13 protein-coding genes, 1 tRNA gene and 1 other annotated feature are annotated in these 17,349 nt (G+C 45.2%); all 14 genes read left to right on the plus strand.

The genetic code is table 11. The annotated features are described in order from the left end of the window. The first annotated feature begins 10 nt into the window (after positions 1-10). The 14 genes from T515_RS10395 (at position 11) to T515_RS10460 (ending at position 17,308) form a co-directional block, all read left to right on the plus strand. Positions 11-2,014 carry a PIN domain-containing protein gene (locus T515_RS10395; protein WP_051671641.1) on the plus strand — a complete coding sequence of 668 codons (2,004 nt, stop codon included), beginning with the start codon at positions 11-13 and terminating at the stop codon, positions 2,012-2,014. A gap of 204 nt (positions 2,015-2,218) precedes the next feature. After that, a tRNA-Leu gene (locus T515_RS10400) sits at positions 2,219-2,302 on the plus strand. 87 nt (positions 2,303-2,389) lie between these two features. After that, entirely contained in the window at positions 2,390-3,148 is a 759-nt protein-coding gene (locus T515_RS10405; RefSeq protein WP_036610745.1) for a tRNA threonylcarbamoyladenosine dehydratase, read from the plus strand. A gap of 16 nt (positions 3,149-3,164) precedes the next feature. Next, positions 3,165-3,995 carry an SDR family NAD(P)-dependent oxidoreductase gene (locus T515_RS10410; protein ID WP_051671642.1) on the plus strand — a complete coding sequence of 277 codons (831 nt, stop codon included), beginning with the start codon at positions 3,165-3,167 and terminating at the stop codon, positions 3,993-3,995. Positions 3,996-4,023: 28 nt separating this feature from the next. After that, positions 4,024-5,163 carry an RluA family pseudouridine synthase gene (locus tag T515_RS10415; RefSeq protein WP_036610748.1) on the plus strand — a complete coding sequence of 380 codons (1,140 nt, stop codon included), beginning with the start codon at positions 4,024-4,026 and terminating at the stop codon, positions 5,161-5,163. A 92-nt stretch (positions 5,164-5,255) separates the two neighbouring features. Then, on the plus strand, positions 5,256-6,902 hold the full coding sequence (locus T515_RS10420) for a YifB family Mg chelatase-like AAA ATPase (protein ID WP_081832776.1): 1,647 nt from the start codon (positions 5,256-5,258) through the stop codon (positions 6,900-6,902). After that, a complete protein-coding gene (dprA, locus tag T515_RS10425) occupies positions 6,899-7,795 on the plus strand; it encodes a DNA-processing protein DprA (RefSeq protein ID WP_036610752.1) in 897 nt (298 codons plus the stop codon). The genes T515_RS10420 and dprA overlap by 4 nt, the downstream gene beginning before the upstream one ends. Before the next feature lie 88 nt (positions 7,796-7,883). Continuing rightward, positions 7,884-8,086: a binding site (T-box leader), on the plus strand. A gap of 93 nt (positions 8,087-8,179) precedes the next feature. Next, entirely contained in the window at positions 8,180-10,066 is a 1,887-nt protein-coding gene (locus T515_RS10430; RefSeq protein WP_036610754.1) for a threonine--tRNA ligase, read from the plus strand. A gap of 299 nt (positions 10,067-10,365) precedes the next feature. Next, positions 10,366-12,360: a type I DNA topoisomerase gene (gene topA / locus T515_RS10435; protein WP_036610755.1), complete on the plus strand. Its 1,995-nt coding sequence runs from the start codon at positions 10,366-10,368 to the stop codon at positions 12,358-12,360. A gap of 268 nt (positions 12,361-12,628) precedes the next feature. Continuing rightward, a complete protein-coding gene (rpsB, locus tag T515_RS10440) occupies positions 12,629-13,372 on the plus strand; it encodes a 30S ribosomal protein S2 (RefSeq protein ID WP_036610756.1) in 744 nt (247 codons plus the stop codon). 95 nt (positions 13,373-13,467) lie between these two features. Beyond that, entirely contained in the window at positions 13,468-14,412 is a 945-nt protein-coding gene (tsf, locus tag T515_RS10445) for a translation elongation factor Ts (protein ID WP_036610758.1), read from the plus strand. Positions 14,413-14,606: 194 nt separating this feature from the next. After that, positions 14,607-15,020: an acylphosphatase gene (locus T515_RS10450; protein WP_330372659.1), complete on the plus strand. Its 414-nt coding sequence runs from the start codon at positions 14,607-14,609 to the stop codon at positions 15,018-15,020. A 69-nt stretch (positions 15,021-15,089) separates the two neighbouring features. Continuing rightward, positions 15,090-15,866 (plus strand): tRNA pseudouridine(38-40) synthase TruA, encoded by a 777-nt coding sequence (gene truA / locus T515_RS10455; protein WP_036610762.1) that lies wholly within the window; start codon positions 15,090-15,092, stop codon positions 15,864-15,866. Positions 15,867-15,940: 74 nt separating this feature from the next. Further along, positions 15,941-17,308: a L,D-transpeptidase family protein gene (locus T515_RS10460; RefSeq protein WP_051671643.1), complete on the plus strand. Its 1,368-nt coding sequence runs from the start codon at positions 15,941-15,943 to the stop codon at positions 17,306-17,308. The last annotated feature ends 41 nt before the right edge of the window (positions 17,309-17,349 follow it).

The raw sequence follows: 17,349 nt of genomic DNA on the forward strand, positions 1-17,349 counted from the left end.
GAGAAATCTCGTGATTATTTTAGTTGATTTTGAAAACACCCATGTATCCGGTCTTGACGGATACGAGTACCTTAATGACAGTGACACCCTTGTTATGTATTACAGCGACGAAAACAGCGCCGTAACGAAAGGCATGGTCACCGACCTTAAAAAGAGAAATGTACATGTAAGCCTGGTGAAGCTTTTGAAGCAGCACAGCAATGCTCTCGACATGTACATTGCCTCCACCACCGGCATGTTTCTTGAATCCGGCGAAAAGATATGTATAGTTTCCAAGGATAAGGGCTATGCAGCGGTACGTGATTTCTGGCACAGTCTGAGAGGCGCGGAGATACTGCTTGGTGAGACCATCAAAGAGTGCTTCCTCAGTTCCGAAAAAAATGATGATGAACGTATCAGCTTATGTAAGGAACGTGCCCAGAAAGCAACCCTGGTGGATTCCTTCGCCACTATGAACACCATTCCTACGAGACCTACTCTCAGCAAGGCAAATCAGAGAAGAAGAAACAGAAATATTCATTTCACAGAGGTTTCGGAGCCTGCTTCTCTGATACCGAACCCTTTGATGTTCGAGACTCCCGCAGACCAGCTTGTGAAGCAGATGAAGGAGATGCCCTTCGGAAGAGTTCCTGAGGCCAATTACTCAGAGTCCAGATTCTCACAGGATAAGGAATCTTCAAAAACAGAGACTTCCGGAGAGACCCGCCGTGAAGACCGCCGCAGAGACGGTTCAAAACGTCAGGGAGACAGAGACAGGAACAGACAGAGAAGAGAATCCGAGGATTCCCGCCATGTTAATTCCCGACAGGATGCTGTGAAAACTGATTCTGCAGCATCAGCAAATCCTCCTAAGGAAGTTCCGAAGGCAGAGGATAAGAGTTCGGCAAAAGACTATAAGGAAACGGAAAAGAAAGTTGAAAAAAGCGATTTAAAGAATCCTATAGTTAAATCCGAACCGGAGAAAACAGCCATCATCATAAGACCGGAGCAGAAGACTGCCATTGCCAAATCCGAACCAAAATACGATCCTAATCGTGTCCAGTTCGTTTATGACCCTGTTTCCCGTTCCATGAAGAAGGTGGGCGAGGCTTCAGAAGAAAAGAAGGACCAGACTGCAGCTGCAGAAAATAATGAAGTTGATTCAAAAGATACCCTAAAGGCTGAAACCACGGAATCAGGCGGCAAAATATCAGAGGGTGCCGAAACAGAGAATAAGGATTCATCAGAAACTCCTGCAGCATCAACCGGAGAGGTTCCTGAAAATCCCGTTGAGACTGTTTCATCTGATATAAACGACCTCGCAGAAAAAGCAGAAAAGGCCGTGACAGATACTGCGGTTACCGAAGAAGTAAAGTCAGAAGCTGACCATTCCGAAGATGCTGTTTCAAAGTCCGATGACGATAAAGCCGGCGAAAAAAAGACTGCAAGAAAGCCCGGTGCAAGAAAGAGTGCTTCAAAGAGGAGAACCGCAAGAAAGAAAGCCTCAAAAGAAGCTTCAGCTGAGGAATCAGTCGTCGAAACCACTGCTGCAGATCCGGAAACATTGACAGATACTGGGGAAGCAGGTAAGACCTCAAAGAAGGTTTCCGCAAAGGATTCCCCATCAGATGAGAAGGCAGCCTCCGAAAATGCTGAGGAAGAAGGAATCACAGCAGCTGAAAAAAAGCCTAAAAAGAAAGCCACTGCAAGGGGTAAAAAGGCTGATGCTGCATCAGAGGAATCAAAAACAAAAAAGACACGTTCAGGCAAAAAGGCCAAGGCTTCAGAGAGTACCGGAGCAGAAACAGGTGACAACAAAGAACAGCCAAGGTCATCAGCCGTTTCTCCTCAGGAGGCAATTGAAAAATACGGTATGACAGCCAACACTCTTCACACATACTATGTTCGTCTGGTGAAGGCTTACGGAAAAGAAGAGGGGCGTTCAGTTTATGACGCCAGCAAGAAAGCCGTTCAGGAAGAGATAAAGAAGCGGAAAGCTGCTGAAAAGGCTGCTGAAATAACAGTTACTGAATGAATATAAAAAAGCTGAATGCTTTACCTTAAAAAGGTACTGCATTCGGCTTTTTAAATCTATAAAACCGGCTTCATCCCCACCGCTCCGATATATGTTTTTAACACTCATGTCATATTATGCTCTCCGGAGAAAACATGTCGCAGCAAAAAAATTAAATTTGTGCTTGCCAAAACATTTTCGTCGTGCTAATATACTTCTTGTCGCGCGGAGGTGCTGAAATTGGCAGACAGGCAAGACTAAGGATCTTGTGTCCGGTAGGACGTGTGGGTTCAAGTCCCATCCTCCGCATGAATAACCCTTGAAAACGTTATGTTTTCGAGGGTTTTTTGTTAATTATATTTATTACCGCATACAATAGGAAAGAGGACTATAATTATGATGAATCAGTTTTCCAGAACCCAGCTGTTATTGGGTGCTGATGCCATGGAAAAACTCAGAAATTCAAGAGTTGCCGTATTTGGCATAGGCGGAGTAGGCGGTTACGTCTGTGAAGCACTTGTCAGAAGCGGTGTGGGACATTTTGACCTTATAGACAATGACAAAGTGTGCATTTCAAATATTAACAGGCAGATAATAGCTACAAGAAAAACAGTGGGACAATACAAGACAGACGTCATGAAGGAACGAATGCTGGATATCAATCCTGACGTGGAAGTATCTGTACACAAATGTTTTTTCCTGCCTGAAAACGCCGATGAATTCCCCTTTGAAGAATATGATTATGTGGTAGACGCTGTTGATACTGTCACCGCTAAAATCGAGCTCGTAATGAAGTGTAAAGAAAAGGGTGTTCCCATCATCAGCTCTATGGGTGCCGGAAACAAACTGGACGCCGCTGCTTTCAAGGTAGCCGATATTTATAAGACCAATGTGTGTCCACTGGCCAAAGTAATGAGACATGAACTTAAAAAGCGTGGTGTCAGAAAACTGAAGGTTGTATACTCTGAAGAAAAGGCACTGAAACCAATAGAAGATGTGTCTGTAAGTTACGAAAATAACAGTACCTGCCCGCCCGAATCAGAATTTAAAGCTGAAAAACGCAGATCAACCCCCGGAAGCATCGCTTTTGTACCATCTGTAGCAGGTCTTATTCTGGCAGGAGAAGTGGTAAAGGACCTTATACATACAAACTGAGCAGAGGAGATTTTTTATGAAGGTAGCGGTTATTACAGGAGCGACTTCAGGAATGGGACGCCGTATGGCTATAGAACTGAATGATCAGATTCCCAATATTCAGGAGTTCTGGCTTTTCGGGCGCCGTATGGAAAGGCTTAGTGAACTGGAGAAGATGCTCTCAAAACCCTGCAGACTGTTCCGGGAAGATCTTCTTTCCGATGATTTCCTTTCTGCCTATGAAAAAACATTGTCCAAAGAAAAGCCTGAAATAATATTTCTTGTAAATGCCGCAGGCTTTGGAAAAATCGGAAAGGTTCGCGAATTAAGTCTTTCGGACCAGCTTAGCATGGTGGACCTCAATATAAGAGTCCTCACAGGCATATGCCGGCTTAGCATCCCCTATATGGCAGCACATTCAAGAATCATTAATTTTGCTTCCGCCGCTGCTTTTCTGGCCCAGCCTTCCTTTGCGGTTTATGCCGCAAGTAAAAGCTATGTGCTCAGCTTTTCAAGAAGCCTTAACGAAGAGCTTCTTAGTACAGGCTGTTACATAACAGCAGTATGTCCTGGTCCTGTGAAGACCGAATTTTTTGACATTGCAGAGACCACCGGAAAGATTCCTTTCTACAAATATCTTTTTATGGCAGACCCTGAAAAGGTATGTCATAAGGCCCTGGTGGACAGCATTACCAAAAGCGATATCTCTGTTTACGGCATTGGCATGAAGGTATTTATGGTTTTTGCGAAACTGATGCCTGCAAAGCTTATTTTCTTAATGATGCGGGCCCTTAACCTTTTCAGCAAGTCCGGGTCTTCCCATGAACATACAGAAACCACCGGAACGAAGCACCAGACCGGACTTTGATTCCAAAAACCGAAAGTGAGATCAGATTTTGAAAGAGTTAAACATTTCCCTTAACGAAGCAGGCCAGCGTCTTGATAAGCTCCTGCACAAATATCTTTCCAATGCCAATACCAGCTTTATATACAAAATGCTGCGTAAGAAAAACATAGTTTTAAATGATAAAAAAGCCGAAGGGAAAGAACTGCTGAAGGACGGAGACGTCGTAAAGATATACTTTTCAGACGAGACTCTGGAGAAGATGACAGGGAAGCCCTCATTTTCGGACTCTCCGCGGAAGGAAAAGAATTCCTCCGTCAAAACCTTAGAGCAGTACGGAAAAGGTTCCTTGAAGAAGGGGGCATCCGAAAAGGCACAGGAGCCTTCCTCAGAAAGATCCGGTAAAGAAGCTTCAAATAAATCAGAAATGCTTTTCGGACTAAAGCATGGAGCAAAAACAGAAAAGCTCATTTCTGAACTTAAAACACATATCATTCATGAGGACTCTCACCTTCTGATCATTGATAAGCCTGCAGGATGGCTCAGCCAGCAGGACGAGCCCGGAAGCATATCCGTCAATGAACTCTGCCTCATGTATCTCTTGAAAAAGGGGGAGCTCACGGAAGAGCAGCTCCGGACCTTTAAGCCGGGAATCGCAAACCGTCTGGACCGAAACACCTCCGGACTCATTCTTTTCGGCAAAACTCTGCCGGCACTTCAGAGCCTTGCAGAACTGCTCAGAAACCGTACCGTTGAGAAATACTATATGGCTGTTGTCAGCGGAATTATAAGGGAGCCGAAGACCATAAAGGGCTATCTTTCAAAGGATTCCGGAAAGAACAAAGTCGTCATCAAAAAAGAAAAGTCTGATGATGCTTCCGAGATAAATACGGCCTACACTCCTATAAAGAAGGGTGATGACTATACTGTTCTGAAGGTTCATCTCATAACCGGAAAGACTCATCAGATACGTGCCCATCTTTCATCCATTGGACACCCGATAATCGGCGACCCAAAGTACGGATTTATGAAGGAAAACAACCGTTATAAGGCCTCCGCCGGGGTTACCCGTCAGCTCCTTCATTCATGGCAGCTCACCTTCCCGGATGATCTTTCCGGAGTACTCGGCCCCCTTTCCGGAAAGACCATTACTGCAGAGCCTCCGAAGGAATTCAGGCACTTCACGGATTAGCGCATATTATGGTCGTTTTTCAGACCATACCATTTTTCCTCTCTTTGTGATATGTTCAAAAAGGTTATAGACATTCCTCCGAGAGAGGTAATATGTTATCAAAAATTCATAGTGCCGGTCTGTCCGGCATGGACGGTTTTCCCGTAACAGTTGAAGTGGACGAGAGCGACGGACTGCCGAAGTCCGTCATAGTCGGCAATGTCTCCGCATCTGTGAGGGAATCTCTGGAGCGCTGTCAGGTGGCGCTCCGCAATGTAAACATTATCATTCCCCCGAAAAGACTCACCATAAACTTAGCTCCCGCGGACCGGCGGAAAGACGGAACCCATTATGACCTTGCCATCGTGACAGGCATACTTAAATCCATATTTCTGGATGATGCCTCCTTCATAGATGATTATGGCTTTGTGGGAGAGCTGGGGCTCGACGGAAAAGTACGTCATGTCAACGGTATCCTTCCCATGGTGGCAGAAATGAAACGTGCAGGTCTCAAAGGTGCCGTAGTCCCTAAAACAGACATTCAGGAGGCCCTGGTGGTGGAAGAAATGGACATCGTAGGGGTGGAAGACCTGCCGGACCTTTGCAGAATCCTGGCGAAGGAAGAATCTTTCACGGATTATCCACGGGACACTCCCAGAGTATCCACCCGTCACGAGTCCTACAATGTTGACTTTTCAGACATTCATGGACAGTCCTTTTCCGTCAGGGCTGCTCTGATTGCAGCCGCGGGGGGACACAACCTTCTTTTATCGGGTGTTGCAGGCTCCGGAAAGACCATGATTGCAAGACGCATCCCCACTATACTCCCGGAACTGTCAAGAGAAGAAAATATCGAGATCACAAAAATTTATTCTATAGCAGGGCTCCTTCCCGAAGGCTCTGCCCTCATGAACCGGCGTCCCTTCAGGACACCTCACCACACCATCACAACTCCCGCTCTGGTAGGCGGCTCCTCCAATTCGGGTGTGATTCCCGGAGAGATAGCATTGGCATCCCGTGGAGTCCTGTTTCTGGACGAATTGCCCCTTTTTTCAAAATCCTCCATAGAAGCCCTGAGACAGCCCCTTGAAGAAAAACAGGTAACCATAAACCGCCTGAACGGAAGCTTCAGGTATCCTGCCAACTGTATGCTGGTGGCAGCCATGAACCCCTGTCCCTGCGGTTATTACCCGGACAGAAGCAAATGCCACTGCACAGAAAGCCAGATACGGCATTATCAGCGTGGAATCTCAAAACCCATACTTGAACGTATAGACCTCTGTGTGGAAGCATCCCCCATCAGCTTCAGGGAAGCCACCAGTAAAGACTCAAGTGTAAGCTCTGCCGAACTGAGAGAAAAAGTTCATAAAGCAAGAGAAGTCCAGCGAATGAGATTTAAAGACAGTCCCCACCTTTTGGTAAATGCCGACATGAACTCCAGAGACATTGAGCAGTTCTGCCCGCTGAACAGGCAGAGCAGAAGCTTCATCGAAAAGATCTTCGAACTGAAATCCATGTCCATGAGAACCTTCCACAAGGTCCTTAAGGTGTCCCGTACCATAGCGGATCTTGAAGATTCCCCGGAAATAAGCATTACCCATCTCAGTGAAGCGGTAAGCTACAGAGGTCTCGAAGACCAGCTGTACGGTTCCATGGAGGAAGCATTGTCAAACCCGGATCCTAATGACCGAAGCAGAGGAACTAATAGTATTTCGATTTCCGAAAATAAAGAACCAAAAGTCAGGGGGTGCAATGAATGACAGCTCAGGATATTAATTTCAAAAATGAAATCCGGGAACTGACACCTCTTGATAAAGACTATCCGGAACGTTTACGACAGATATCCAACCCGCCAACGACTCTATATGTAAAAGGGCAGCTTCCTCCTGATGACATGCCAACCGTTGCCATCATTGGTTCCAGAACATCAACGGAATACGGTCTTGATGTAGCGAGAACCTTCGGTCGGGTACTGGCTTCACAAGGTGTAGGCATTGTCAGCGGTATGGCAATGGGGGCTGACAGCGCCGGACAATGGGGTGCGTTGGACGGTGGCGGTCACACCTATGCGGTTCTTGGATGCGGGATAAATATCTGTTACCCGGCAAGAAACTATCGGCTGTACGGTGAGATACTGCGAAGCCGTGGCGGCATAATGTCAGAAGTCCCCCTGGATTCACCTCCCCTCGGGAAACAGTTTGCTTCAAGAAACAGGATCATCTCTGGGCTTTCCGATGCGGTGATAGTCATTGAAGCAAGAGAACGATCAGGTACTCTTATCACTGTAAATGCGGCTCTTGATCAGGGCAAGCAGGTCTTTGCCGTGCCCGGGCGGCTAAACGATCCTCTTTCAAAGGGCTGTCTTCAGCTCATCAAAGAAGGTGCCGAAATCCTCACTTCCCCGGAGGACATCCTGGAATATCTCCATCTGAAATCCGCCGGTGAACAGCTAATGCTTGAAAAAGATACCTCCGCCCTTAATCCGAAGCAAAAATCCGTATATGACGTTCTCTCTGTAAACGCCCTGCATCTCGATTCCATTATTTCAAAATGCCGGCTACCTGTTCAGGAGCTGGCACCTATACTTCTTGAACTGGAGATATTGGGCTTTTCGGAGTGTACCAAAACCGGATTCTACAGAAGAAAGCTGTAGCACAGTAAGCTCAGAAAAACATTGACAAGAATCTTTATAAGCAATAGAATAGTGCCGTCTTTAAATTTAGCTTCCGTTAAGGAAGTGCATGAAATCGTTGAAGAGGACAGTAACTTTTTCAGCCTGCTACAGAGAGAAGCCGTTTGGTGCGAGGCTTCGCAGCGGAAGATGTGAAAACCACCTCCGAGAGGTCCTTAATCGGACACGTTGATCACGTTACAATCATAAAAAAGTGGTTGCTGTATCATTACAGCAGCAATTTGGGTGGAACCGCGAGATATCGTCCCAATCTGTGATTTAGATCATGGATTGGGACTTTTTACATGCTGTTTTCAAAAAAGCTTCCCCAAAGGGCTTTTTACATTTTAAATAGGGAGAACCAAAATGGAAAAAGAAGAGATTTTAAAGGTTTATCGTCATTCTCTTGCTCACATCCTTGCAAAGGCTGTTATCGAGATCTATGGCAAGGAAGTACAGTATGCCATCGGACCTGAAATCGATGACGGAGCATACTATGATTTTGCATTACCTGAGGGCAAGACTATAACAGACAAGGATTTCAAGCAGATCGAGAACAAGATGCGTGAGATCATCAAGAGAAGAGAAGATTGGACCCGTAAGGAAGTTTCAAAGGCAGAGGCTCTTCTGATCTTTAAGGATCAGAAGTTCAAGACTGAGCTTATCAATGATCTTCCAGAGAACGAGATCATCACTATCTACTACACAGGTGAAGACTATGTTGACCTCTGCCGCGGACCTCACGTAGACAATTCACAGGAGCTTATGAGTGCAGCCTTCGAGCTTCACGCAGCTTCCATGGCTTACTGGAGAGGTGACGAGAAGAGAGACAAGCTTCAGCGTGTTTATTTCTACGCATTCCCAAACAAGGATGAGCTTAAGCAGCATATCAAGATGATCGAAGAGGCCCGTGAGCGTGACCACAAGAAGATCGGTGCACAGCTTGAACTCTTCATGTTCGATGAGACAGCTCCCGGTATGCCATACTGGCTTCCACGAGGCTGGGTAATGTATCAGACCCTCCTTAAGTACAGCCGCGAACTTCAGAAGGCTCACGGATATACCGAGATCTCTGCTCCTCTTATCAACAACAAGAAGCTCTGGCTCATAAGCGGACACTGGGCACATTATCTCAACAACATGTTCATCGTTCCCGGTATCGAGGGACATCTTACAGCAGATGCGGATATCTCAGGTGTTATTGAGAATCCTAAGGACACAGCAGCAGAGGCAAAGGCAGTAAAGATCATGGCCGGTTCTGTAGTTTACAACCGTGAGAACCTTGACACTATGGCAGCAAAGCCTATGAACTGCCCTAACGCTATGATGACCTTTAAGCGTAAGAACCGTTCTTACAAGGAACTTCCTATCCGTTACAGCGAGTACGACGTCCTTCACCGTAAGGAGAAGTCAGGTCAGATGAACGGTCTTTTCCGTGTACAGGAGTTCCGTCAGGATGATGACCATACATTCGTAATGGAATCCCAGATCAAGGATGAGATCAAGGATATCATCTCAATCGCAGATGAGATCTACACAACCTTCGGTGTAACATACCGTGCAGAGCTCTCAACACGTCCTGATGACTACATGGGAGATATCGAGGTATGGAACCAGGCAGAGGCTGACCTTAAGGAGATCCTCACAGAGCAGTACGGTGAGAACGGATTCGAGATCAATGAGGGTGACGGTGCATTCTACGGTCCTAAGATCGATCTTCAGATCAAGGATGCTCTCGGAAGAGAATGGCAGTGCGGAACTATCCAGCTCGACTTCCAGCTTCCTCACAACTTCGGTCTTACCTACATCAATGATCAGGGTGAGTCTGTAATGCCTGTAGTTATCCACCGTGCTATCTACGGTTCACTTGAGCGTTTCATCGGTATCGTTATCGAGAACTTCAAGGGAATGTTCCCGTTCTGGCTCAACCCGTATCAGGTAGCAATCGTTCCTATCCGTGAGAGCCACAATGAGTACGCAAAGAAGGTTGAAGAGGCTCTTACAGAAGCAGGCGTACGTGTTGAGGCTGATTACTCAGACAACAACATGAAGACCAAGATCAAGGGCTTCAAGAACTTCAAGGATCCTTATATCCTTGTTCTCGGAGATAAGGAGGCAGAGGAGAATACTGTTTCCATCAATATCCGCGGAACAAACAAGCAGGTTCAGAACGTTCCTCTTGATAAGTTCGTTGAAATCTGTAAGAAGCTCAATAAGGAGCATACTCTCGAGCTTCCTGAGAATTTTGACTGAAATTTTTCTTAAAAGAATAATCAGAATACAGTCATTCCGGTATAACCTTCCTCAATGAACTGCTTCTGTAAAAAACGCCGGTGCGGAAATCAGATTCTTCCGCACCGGTGTTTTTTTATCTACATAAAAGCATTATAAATCCGTCATTTAACCCCTTTCATACGTATGCAAATTACACCTCTTCAGAAAACTGTTGCTTGCAAAATAAAAAAGAGTGGTGTATATTGACCTCGATTTACGCTCTTAAAAAGCAAATTATGACATTTATATAATTAATTTATAAAGGTGAATGCATAGAAATGGCAAACAGCTTAATCATCGTTGAGTCTCCTGCAAAGGTTAAGACTATAAAAAAATTTTTAGGTAAAACATACACTGTTGATGCGACCATGGGTCACCTCATCGACATGCCGAAGAGCTCTCTTGGTGTCGATGTTGACAATGACTATGATCCGAAATATATCACCATCCGCGGTAAGGGTGAACTTCTTTCAAAACTTAAGAAGGAAGCAAAAAAGGCCGACAAGATCTATCTCGCAACCGACCCTGATCGTGAGGGAGAGGCTATAAGCTGGCATCTCAAGAATGAACTTGATAAGGATGCTGCAAACAGAGATAAGATTTCACGTATCACATTTAATGAGATCACAAAGAATGCGGTAAAGAACGCAATTAAGAGTCCAAGAGACATTGATATGGATCTTGTCAATGCCCAGCAGGCCCGTCGTGTCATTGACAGACTTGTAGGCTACACCATAAGCCCTTTATTATGGAAGAAAATCCGTAAGGGTCTTTCTGCAGGACGTGTACAGTCTGTTGCTCTCCGCATGATTTGTGACAGAGAAGCTGATATAGCTGCTTTTACTCCTGAAGAGTACTGGTCCCTGGACGCAAATCTTCTGTACGGCAAAAAGAAGCTTAAAGCGGCTTTTTACGGCAAAGACAAGAAGATGCCCTTATCAAACGAAGCAGAGGTTGATGATATCATCAACCACATCGGAGAGGGAGAGTTCACAGTAACCGATGTAAAGAACTCAGAGCGTCGTAAAAAGGCTCCGCTTCCTTTCACTACAAGTACCATGCAGCAGGAAGCTGCCAAGTCCCTCGGTTTTGCCACAAGCAAGACCATGAAACTTGCACAGACTCTTTACGAAGACGGTTACATCACCTACCTTCGTACCGACAGTACACGTATTTCGGTTGAAGCTGATGCTGCGGCAAAGATTTATATTTCTGACAAGTACGGTGAAGACTATGTAAACGGCGGTTCCCAGGATGCAAGAAAGCCTCAGGAAAAGGAAGTCAAGATTCAGGATGCTCACGAAGCCATCCGTCCTACAGATCTTGATTTGACTCCTGAAGAAGCAAAGGCAAAACTTCAGAGAGATGAAGCCCGTTTATATACTCTTGTTTACAAAAGATTCCTGGCAAGCCGTATGACAGCAGCGGTTTATGACACAGAATCAATCAGACTTGATTCAAAGGGATATACATTTACACTCAGCGGCTCAAAGCTCCGTTTCGACGGTTTCCTTTCAGTCTACATGTCTGAAGAGGATAAGGAAGACAAGGATATATCTCTCCCTGATATCAAAGTGGATGAGAAGCTTAAGCTTACTAACTTTGATAAGGAACAGCATTTCACCCAGCCACCTGCCCACTACACAGAAGCATCTCTGGTAAAGGCACTGGAGGAAGACGGAATCGGAAGACCTTCAACCTACGCGCCCACCATCGGAACTCTTCTTGCGAGAAGATATATCACCAAGGAGAAACGAAACATTTTCGTCACCGAGCTTGGTCAGGCAGTTGATGATATGATGCAGAAAAATTTCCCGACCATCGTGGATACAGCATTTACCGCAAACATGGAGTCACTTCTTGATACTGTTGCAAACGGAGACATTAACTGGAAAACCATAGTCGAGAATTTCTACCCTGATCTTTCAGAGGCAGTTGAAAAGGCTCAGCTTGAAGTTGAAAAGATAACCATAAGAGATGAAGAGACAGATATCGAGTGTGACAAGTGCGGACGCAAAATGGTTATTAAGTACGGACCTCACGGTAAGTTCCTTGCCTGTCCGGGCTTCCCTGACTGCAGAAACACCAAGCCTTATGTGGAGTATGCCGGTTTTGTATGTCCTGACTGCGGAGCTGAATGCGTAAAGCGTCGTTCAAAGAAGGGCCGTATCTTCTACAGCTGTTCCAGATATCCTGATTGTAATTACATGACATGGAATAAGCCGAAGGAGCCTGTAACCGGAGAGAAGAAAGACGGAGAAATCATGGCATAACTTGCGCCACATGATCTGTGGCACACAGATTATGTCCAGCTTCATGTCATATAGGCCGGTTAATAATTCTTTCATCTAAAAGTGATTGACAGCCTGAAAAAAACTATGTTATATTACAAGTCGCGTCCAAAGAGGGCGCGGCTTTTGTGTTTGCAAAAGCGTAACTTAAAAAAGCACATCTGACCGAAAACCGGAATGGTACCTTATTAAGGCGACGCCGGTGAGCACACACGATCGGATGGAAGATTTTAACCAGGAGGTATTTGAAATGAGTGCAATTGGAATGAAGCAGCTCCTTGAGGCTGGCGTACATTTTGGTCATCAGACAAGAAGATGGAACCCTAAGATGGCTCCATACATCTACACAGAGCGTAACGGTATCCACATCATCGATCTTCAGCAGACAGTAAAGATGGTTGACGATGCTTACAATGCTATGGTTAAGCTTGTACAGGACGGTGGAACTGTTCTTTTCGTTGGTACAAAGAAGCAGGCTCAGGACGCTGTTAAGTCTGAGGCTCTTCGTTGCGGTGAGTTCTATGTAAACGAGAGATGGCTCGGCGGTATGCTTACAAACTTCAAGACAATCCAGACACGTATCGATCGTCTTAAGGAAATCGAGAAGATGGCTGAGGACGGAACTTTTGAAGTTCTTCCTAAGAAGGAAGTTGCTCTTATCAAGAAGGAGTGGGACAAGCTCGAGGCTAACATCGGTGGTATCAAGGATATGAAGGTTATTCCTGATGCAATCTTCGTAGTTGATCCTAAGAAGGAGAAGATCTGCGTTAAGGAAGCTCGCGCACTTGGAATCACACTTTTCGGTATCGCTGATACAAACGCTGATCCTGAGGAGCTTGATTATGTTATCCCTGGTAACGATGACGCTATCCGTGCTATCAAGCTTATCGTAGGCAAGATGGCTGACGCTGTTATCGAGGCTAAGCAGGGCGAGATGACTGAGGAAGAGGCAGCAGCTGCTACAGCTGGTGAGGACTTCGCTACAGAGGCTTAATAAAGTAAACGTAAAACCAGCATTAGACAATTACATAAATTGCTCAATGCTGGTTTTTTTCAGATAAAGAAACATATATCTAGGAGGATATAAAAATGGCAATTACAGCAGCTCAGGTTAAAGAATTACGTGATATGACTGGTGCAGGTATGATGGCTTGTAAGAAGGCTCTTGCTGCAACAGACGGAGATATGGATAAGGCAGTAGAGTTCCTCAGAGAGCAGGGTCTTGCAGGTGCTGAGAAGAAGGCCGGCAGAATCGCAGCTGAGGGTGTATCTTTCACAAAGCTTGCTGATGATATGCATACAGGTGTTGTTGTTGAGGTTAATGCCGAGACTGACTTCGTTGCAAAGAACGAGAAGTTCCAGACATACGTTTCAGAGGTAGCAGCTCAGGCTCTTAAGTCAGAGGCAGCTGATATCGACGCTTTCCTTGCTGAGAAGTGGGATCTTGACAACACAAGAACTGTTGCTGAGCAGCTTTCAGAGGAGATTTCAATCATCGGTGAGAACATGCACATCCGTCGTTTCCAGAAGCTTACAGAGAACGATGGTTTCGTACAGGATTACGTACACGGCGGCGGACGTATCGGTGTTCTTCTTCAGGTTAAGTCAAACGTTGTAAACGAGGCTGTTACAGAGATGGCAAAGAACATCGCTATGCAGGTAGCTGCTCTTAAGCCAAAGTACACATCACGTAAGGAAGTTGACCAGGCTTATCTTGCAAGCGAGACTGAGATCCTTACAGCTGCAGCTAAGAACGAGAAGCCAAACGCTCCTGAGAAGGTTATCGCAGGTATGGTTCAGGGTCGTATCAACAAGGAGCTCAAGGAGATCTGTCTTCTTGATCAGACATACGTTAAGGCTGAGGACGGAAAGCAGACTGTTCAGCAGTATGTTGATTCTGTTGCAAAGGCTCAGAACGCTGCTATCGAGGTTGTTACATTTGTACGTTTTGAGACAGGTGAAGGCCTTGAGAAGAAGAACGAGGATTTCGCTGCAGAGGTTGCTGCACAGCAGGCTGCTGCTAAGAAGGCTTAATTCTTTCTTAAATTATGATTATCCAAAGCTTCGGAGGAAACTCCGGAGCTTTTTTTTATTTCATTGCTCCCTGTTTTGATTCCTCCGATGATATCCGCCATTTGAGATCCCATGGTATTCACTTATATTCCATAGTTTTTTATCCTATGATTTTATGATACAATTATCTTTATTAAAAAATATGAGGTATCCCCATGATTTTTGATTTTTTGAAAAAATATTCGGAGCAATTTGATGGGGCATCACATAAAGACGTCAAAGATGACGTCCCTTCATCACAGCCTTCAAAGACTGAAAAAAATCATATACAGAGATCTTCTCGAAAAGATGCTGACAGGATGACACGTCGGCATCTGGTTTTTCGCGGTTCGGTACAGGGCGTAGGCTTCAGATATACCGCCCATCATCTGGCGGAATCCCTCGGGCTTACAGGTTGGGTACAAAACGAATACGACGGTTCAGTGAGCTGTGAAGTTCAGGGGCCTTCCTATGTTATCGAAGAGTTTTTAAGAAGACTCAATGATCAGCGATGGATACGTATCATGGATATGGATTCAGAGACTATGGATGTGATTTCCGATGAAAAAAGTTTTAGAATCACCTATTGATAAGACATTGTGCTTCCAGGGAAGTAACACTTATATATCTTATGTGATTCCGTTTAATGAAAGGTTTAAATGAAACATAATTATAAAATGATACTAAGCTATGATGGCTCCCGCTATTACGGCTGGGAACATCAGCCCAATACTGAACTGACCATACAGGGGAAGCTCGAGCAGGTTCTGACCCGAATGGTTTACGGTGAAAACTATAAGGCTCAGGATTTTTCTTCATTTCCCATTACGGTTATAGGCGCCGGCCGCACCGATGCAGGTGTCCACGCAAGAGCCATGACCGCCAACGTCATCCTTGATACCGAAAAAACAGAGGATGAGATCAGGGCATATATGAATAAGTATCTGCCGGATGATATAAGCATTAACGAGCTGAAACTATGCGGTGACAAGTTCCACAGCCGTTTCAAGGCAAGCGGCAAAACATACAGATACAGCTGCTGGTACAGTGACCAGAAACCTGTATTTGAGAGAAAGTACGTTACTGTTCTGGATCGTCATCCGGATATAGAGGAAATGAGAAAAGCCGCCAGGTACATCGTCGGAGAACATGATTTCAAGTGCTTCTGCGGCAATTCTCATATAAAGAAATCCACTGTTCGAAACATCGATAATATTGAGATAACAGAGAATGGTCCATATATAAGATTCTACTATCATGGAACGGGTTTTCTGCAGAATCAGGTCCGTATCATGACCGGAACTCTCCTTGAAGTCGGCTTCGGGAAGCGCACTCCGGAATCACTGAAGGAAACCATAGAAAGCAGAAACCGTCAGAATGCCGGATATACGGCGGAACCTCAGGGACTATGTCTCATGAAGGTGGATTACGACTGACAGGCTTCAGCCGTATGAAGATATGACATTAATACAAAACTGATACTAAATACTTTGCCAGAGGGGATGTAATTATGAGAAGCAAAGGTATAGCTATACTATTGGGACTTACCATCGGAGTCACAGCGGGCTATCTTGCCAGCACAACATTTATGAGAGGCAAGATGATGCCCGGAACCATAATAAACGGAGCAGATTTTTCCATGGTTCCGAGAACCGAATTAAATCAAAGACTGTCTGACATGGAGAGAGACTCTTATGCGATCACAGTCAGAGATATACATGGAAATGAGAGTGTCATAAGCGGTTCAGACATTGATCTTAAAGCAGATTTTGCCGTTTCGGACATACGTGTGCAGAATCCTTTTATCTATCCTTACTATATGCTGAATCCGGGAAACTATTTCATAGTTCCCGAATCGGTTTCCTATGACGAGGAAAAGCTTCAGAGCATCATTGACAGCACCATATTGCCGGCTGCAGGTTCCACAGTTAAGCCTTCAGATGCTTTCCTTACAGCCTATGTACCGGGAGCCGGCTATACCATAGCAGAAGAGGTGGACGGAGATACTCCGGATTCAGCCACTGTGAGTCAGCTTATTAAGGATGCCATCTATGACAGATCTGTTTTTCTGGATCTTGCATCAAACGATTGTTACCTGAAGGCTTCAATCCGTTCAGACAATGATTCTCTGAACAAAGAAGCTTCAACCCTTAACGATGCTCTTCAGGCTTCCATAACCTATGACTTCGGAAACCAAAAGATAACATTGAACTCCGATACATACTTCCCATGGCTCATTACTGCAGAAGACGGAACTGTGTCTCTGGACGAGAAGATGGTCAATGATTATGTGACCGGGCTGAAGGCAGCTACCGATACCGCATATACTTCAAGAGGTTTCACTACCGTTTCTGGACGATCTATCAATGTTAAGGGTCCTTACGGCTACAATATTTCAAAGAAGAAGGAAGCCGAACAGCTCACAGAGGATATCCTTTCCGGACAGAAGGTAGAGCGTGAGCCGGTTTATACTACAACAGGTCATTCACGTTCAGGTCAGGAATACGGTGACAACTATATCGAAGTTGATATGACCAACCAGACTGTTTATTTCATTCAGGATGGACAGGTGATTTTCACCTCTGACTGCGTAACCGGTAATACGAGTCTCGGAAGAGGTACACCTACAGGTATTTTCAGTATCATGTACAAAGCAAAAAATGTTGTACTTCGCGGAGCGAACTATGCCTCACCGGTTACCTACTGGATGCCTTTCTACAACGGCTGCGGTTTCCACGACGCTTCCTGGAGAGGTTCCTTCGGCGGAACCATCTACAGATACAGCGGTTCCCACGGCTGTGTAAATATGCCCATCCCTAAGGCAAAAGAGCTCTACAGTCTCGTTGAAGCAGGCCTTCCTGTAATTATTTATTATTAAATCGTCTTACCAAAATATGACGATATTCGGTCATATAAATA

The sequence above is a fragment of the Oribacterium sp. P6A1 genome, assembly GCF_000702885.1.
In the GTDB taxonomy this organism is placed as follows: domain Bacteria; phylum Bacillota; class Clostridia; order Lachnospirales; family Lachnospiraceae; genus Oribacterium.

What these genes read in the sequence shown, in the direction of transcription:
- rpsB (WP_036610756.1), top strand. Translation starts at nt 12,629, where the DNA reads ATGAGTGCAATTGGAATGAAGCAGCTCCTTGAGGCTGGCGTACATTTT.
- truA (WP_036610762.1), top strand. Translation starts at nt 15,090, where the DNA reads ATGAAACATAATTATAAAATGATACTAAGCTATGATGGCTCCCGCTAT.
- T515_RS10405 (WP_036610745.1), top strand. Translation starts at nt 2,390, where the DNA reads ATGATGAATCAGTTTTCCAGAACCCAGCTGTTATTGGGTGCTGATGCC.
- T515_RS10430 (WP_036610754.1), top strand. Translation starts at nt 8,180, where the DNA reads ATGGAAAAAGAAGAGATTTTAAAGGTTTATCGTCATTCTCTTGCTCAC.
- T515_RS10420 (WP_081832776.1), top strand. Translation starts at nt 5,256, where the DNA reads ATGTTATCAAAAATTCATAGTGCCGGTCTGTCCGGCATGGACGGTTTT.
- tsf (WP_036610758.1), top strand. Translation starts at nt 13,468, where the DNA reads ATGGCAATTACAGCAGCTCAGGTTAAAGAATTACGTGATATGACTGGT.
- T515_RS10410 (WP_051671642.1), top strand. Translation starts at nt 3,165, where the DNA reads ATGAAGGTAGCGGTTATTACAGGAGCGACTTCAGGAATGGGACGCCGT.
- dprA (WP_036610752.1), top strand. Translation starts at nt 6,899, where the DNA reads ATGACAGCTCAGGATATTAATTTCAAAAATGAAATCCGGGAACTGACA.
- topA (WP_036610755.1), top strand. Translation starts at nt 10,366, where the DNA reads ATGGCAAACAGCTTAATCATCGTTGAGTCTCCTGCAAAGGTTAAGACT.
- T515_RS10450 (WP_330372659.1), top strand. Translation starts at nt 14,607, where the DNA reads ATGATTTTTGATTTTTTGAAAAAATATTCGGAGCAATTTGATGGGGCA.
- T515_RS10460 (WP_051671643.1), top strand. Translation starts at nt 15,941, where the DNA reads ATGAGAAGCAAAGGTATAGCTATACTATTGGGACTTACCATCGGAGTC.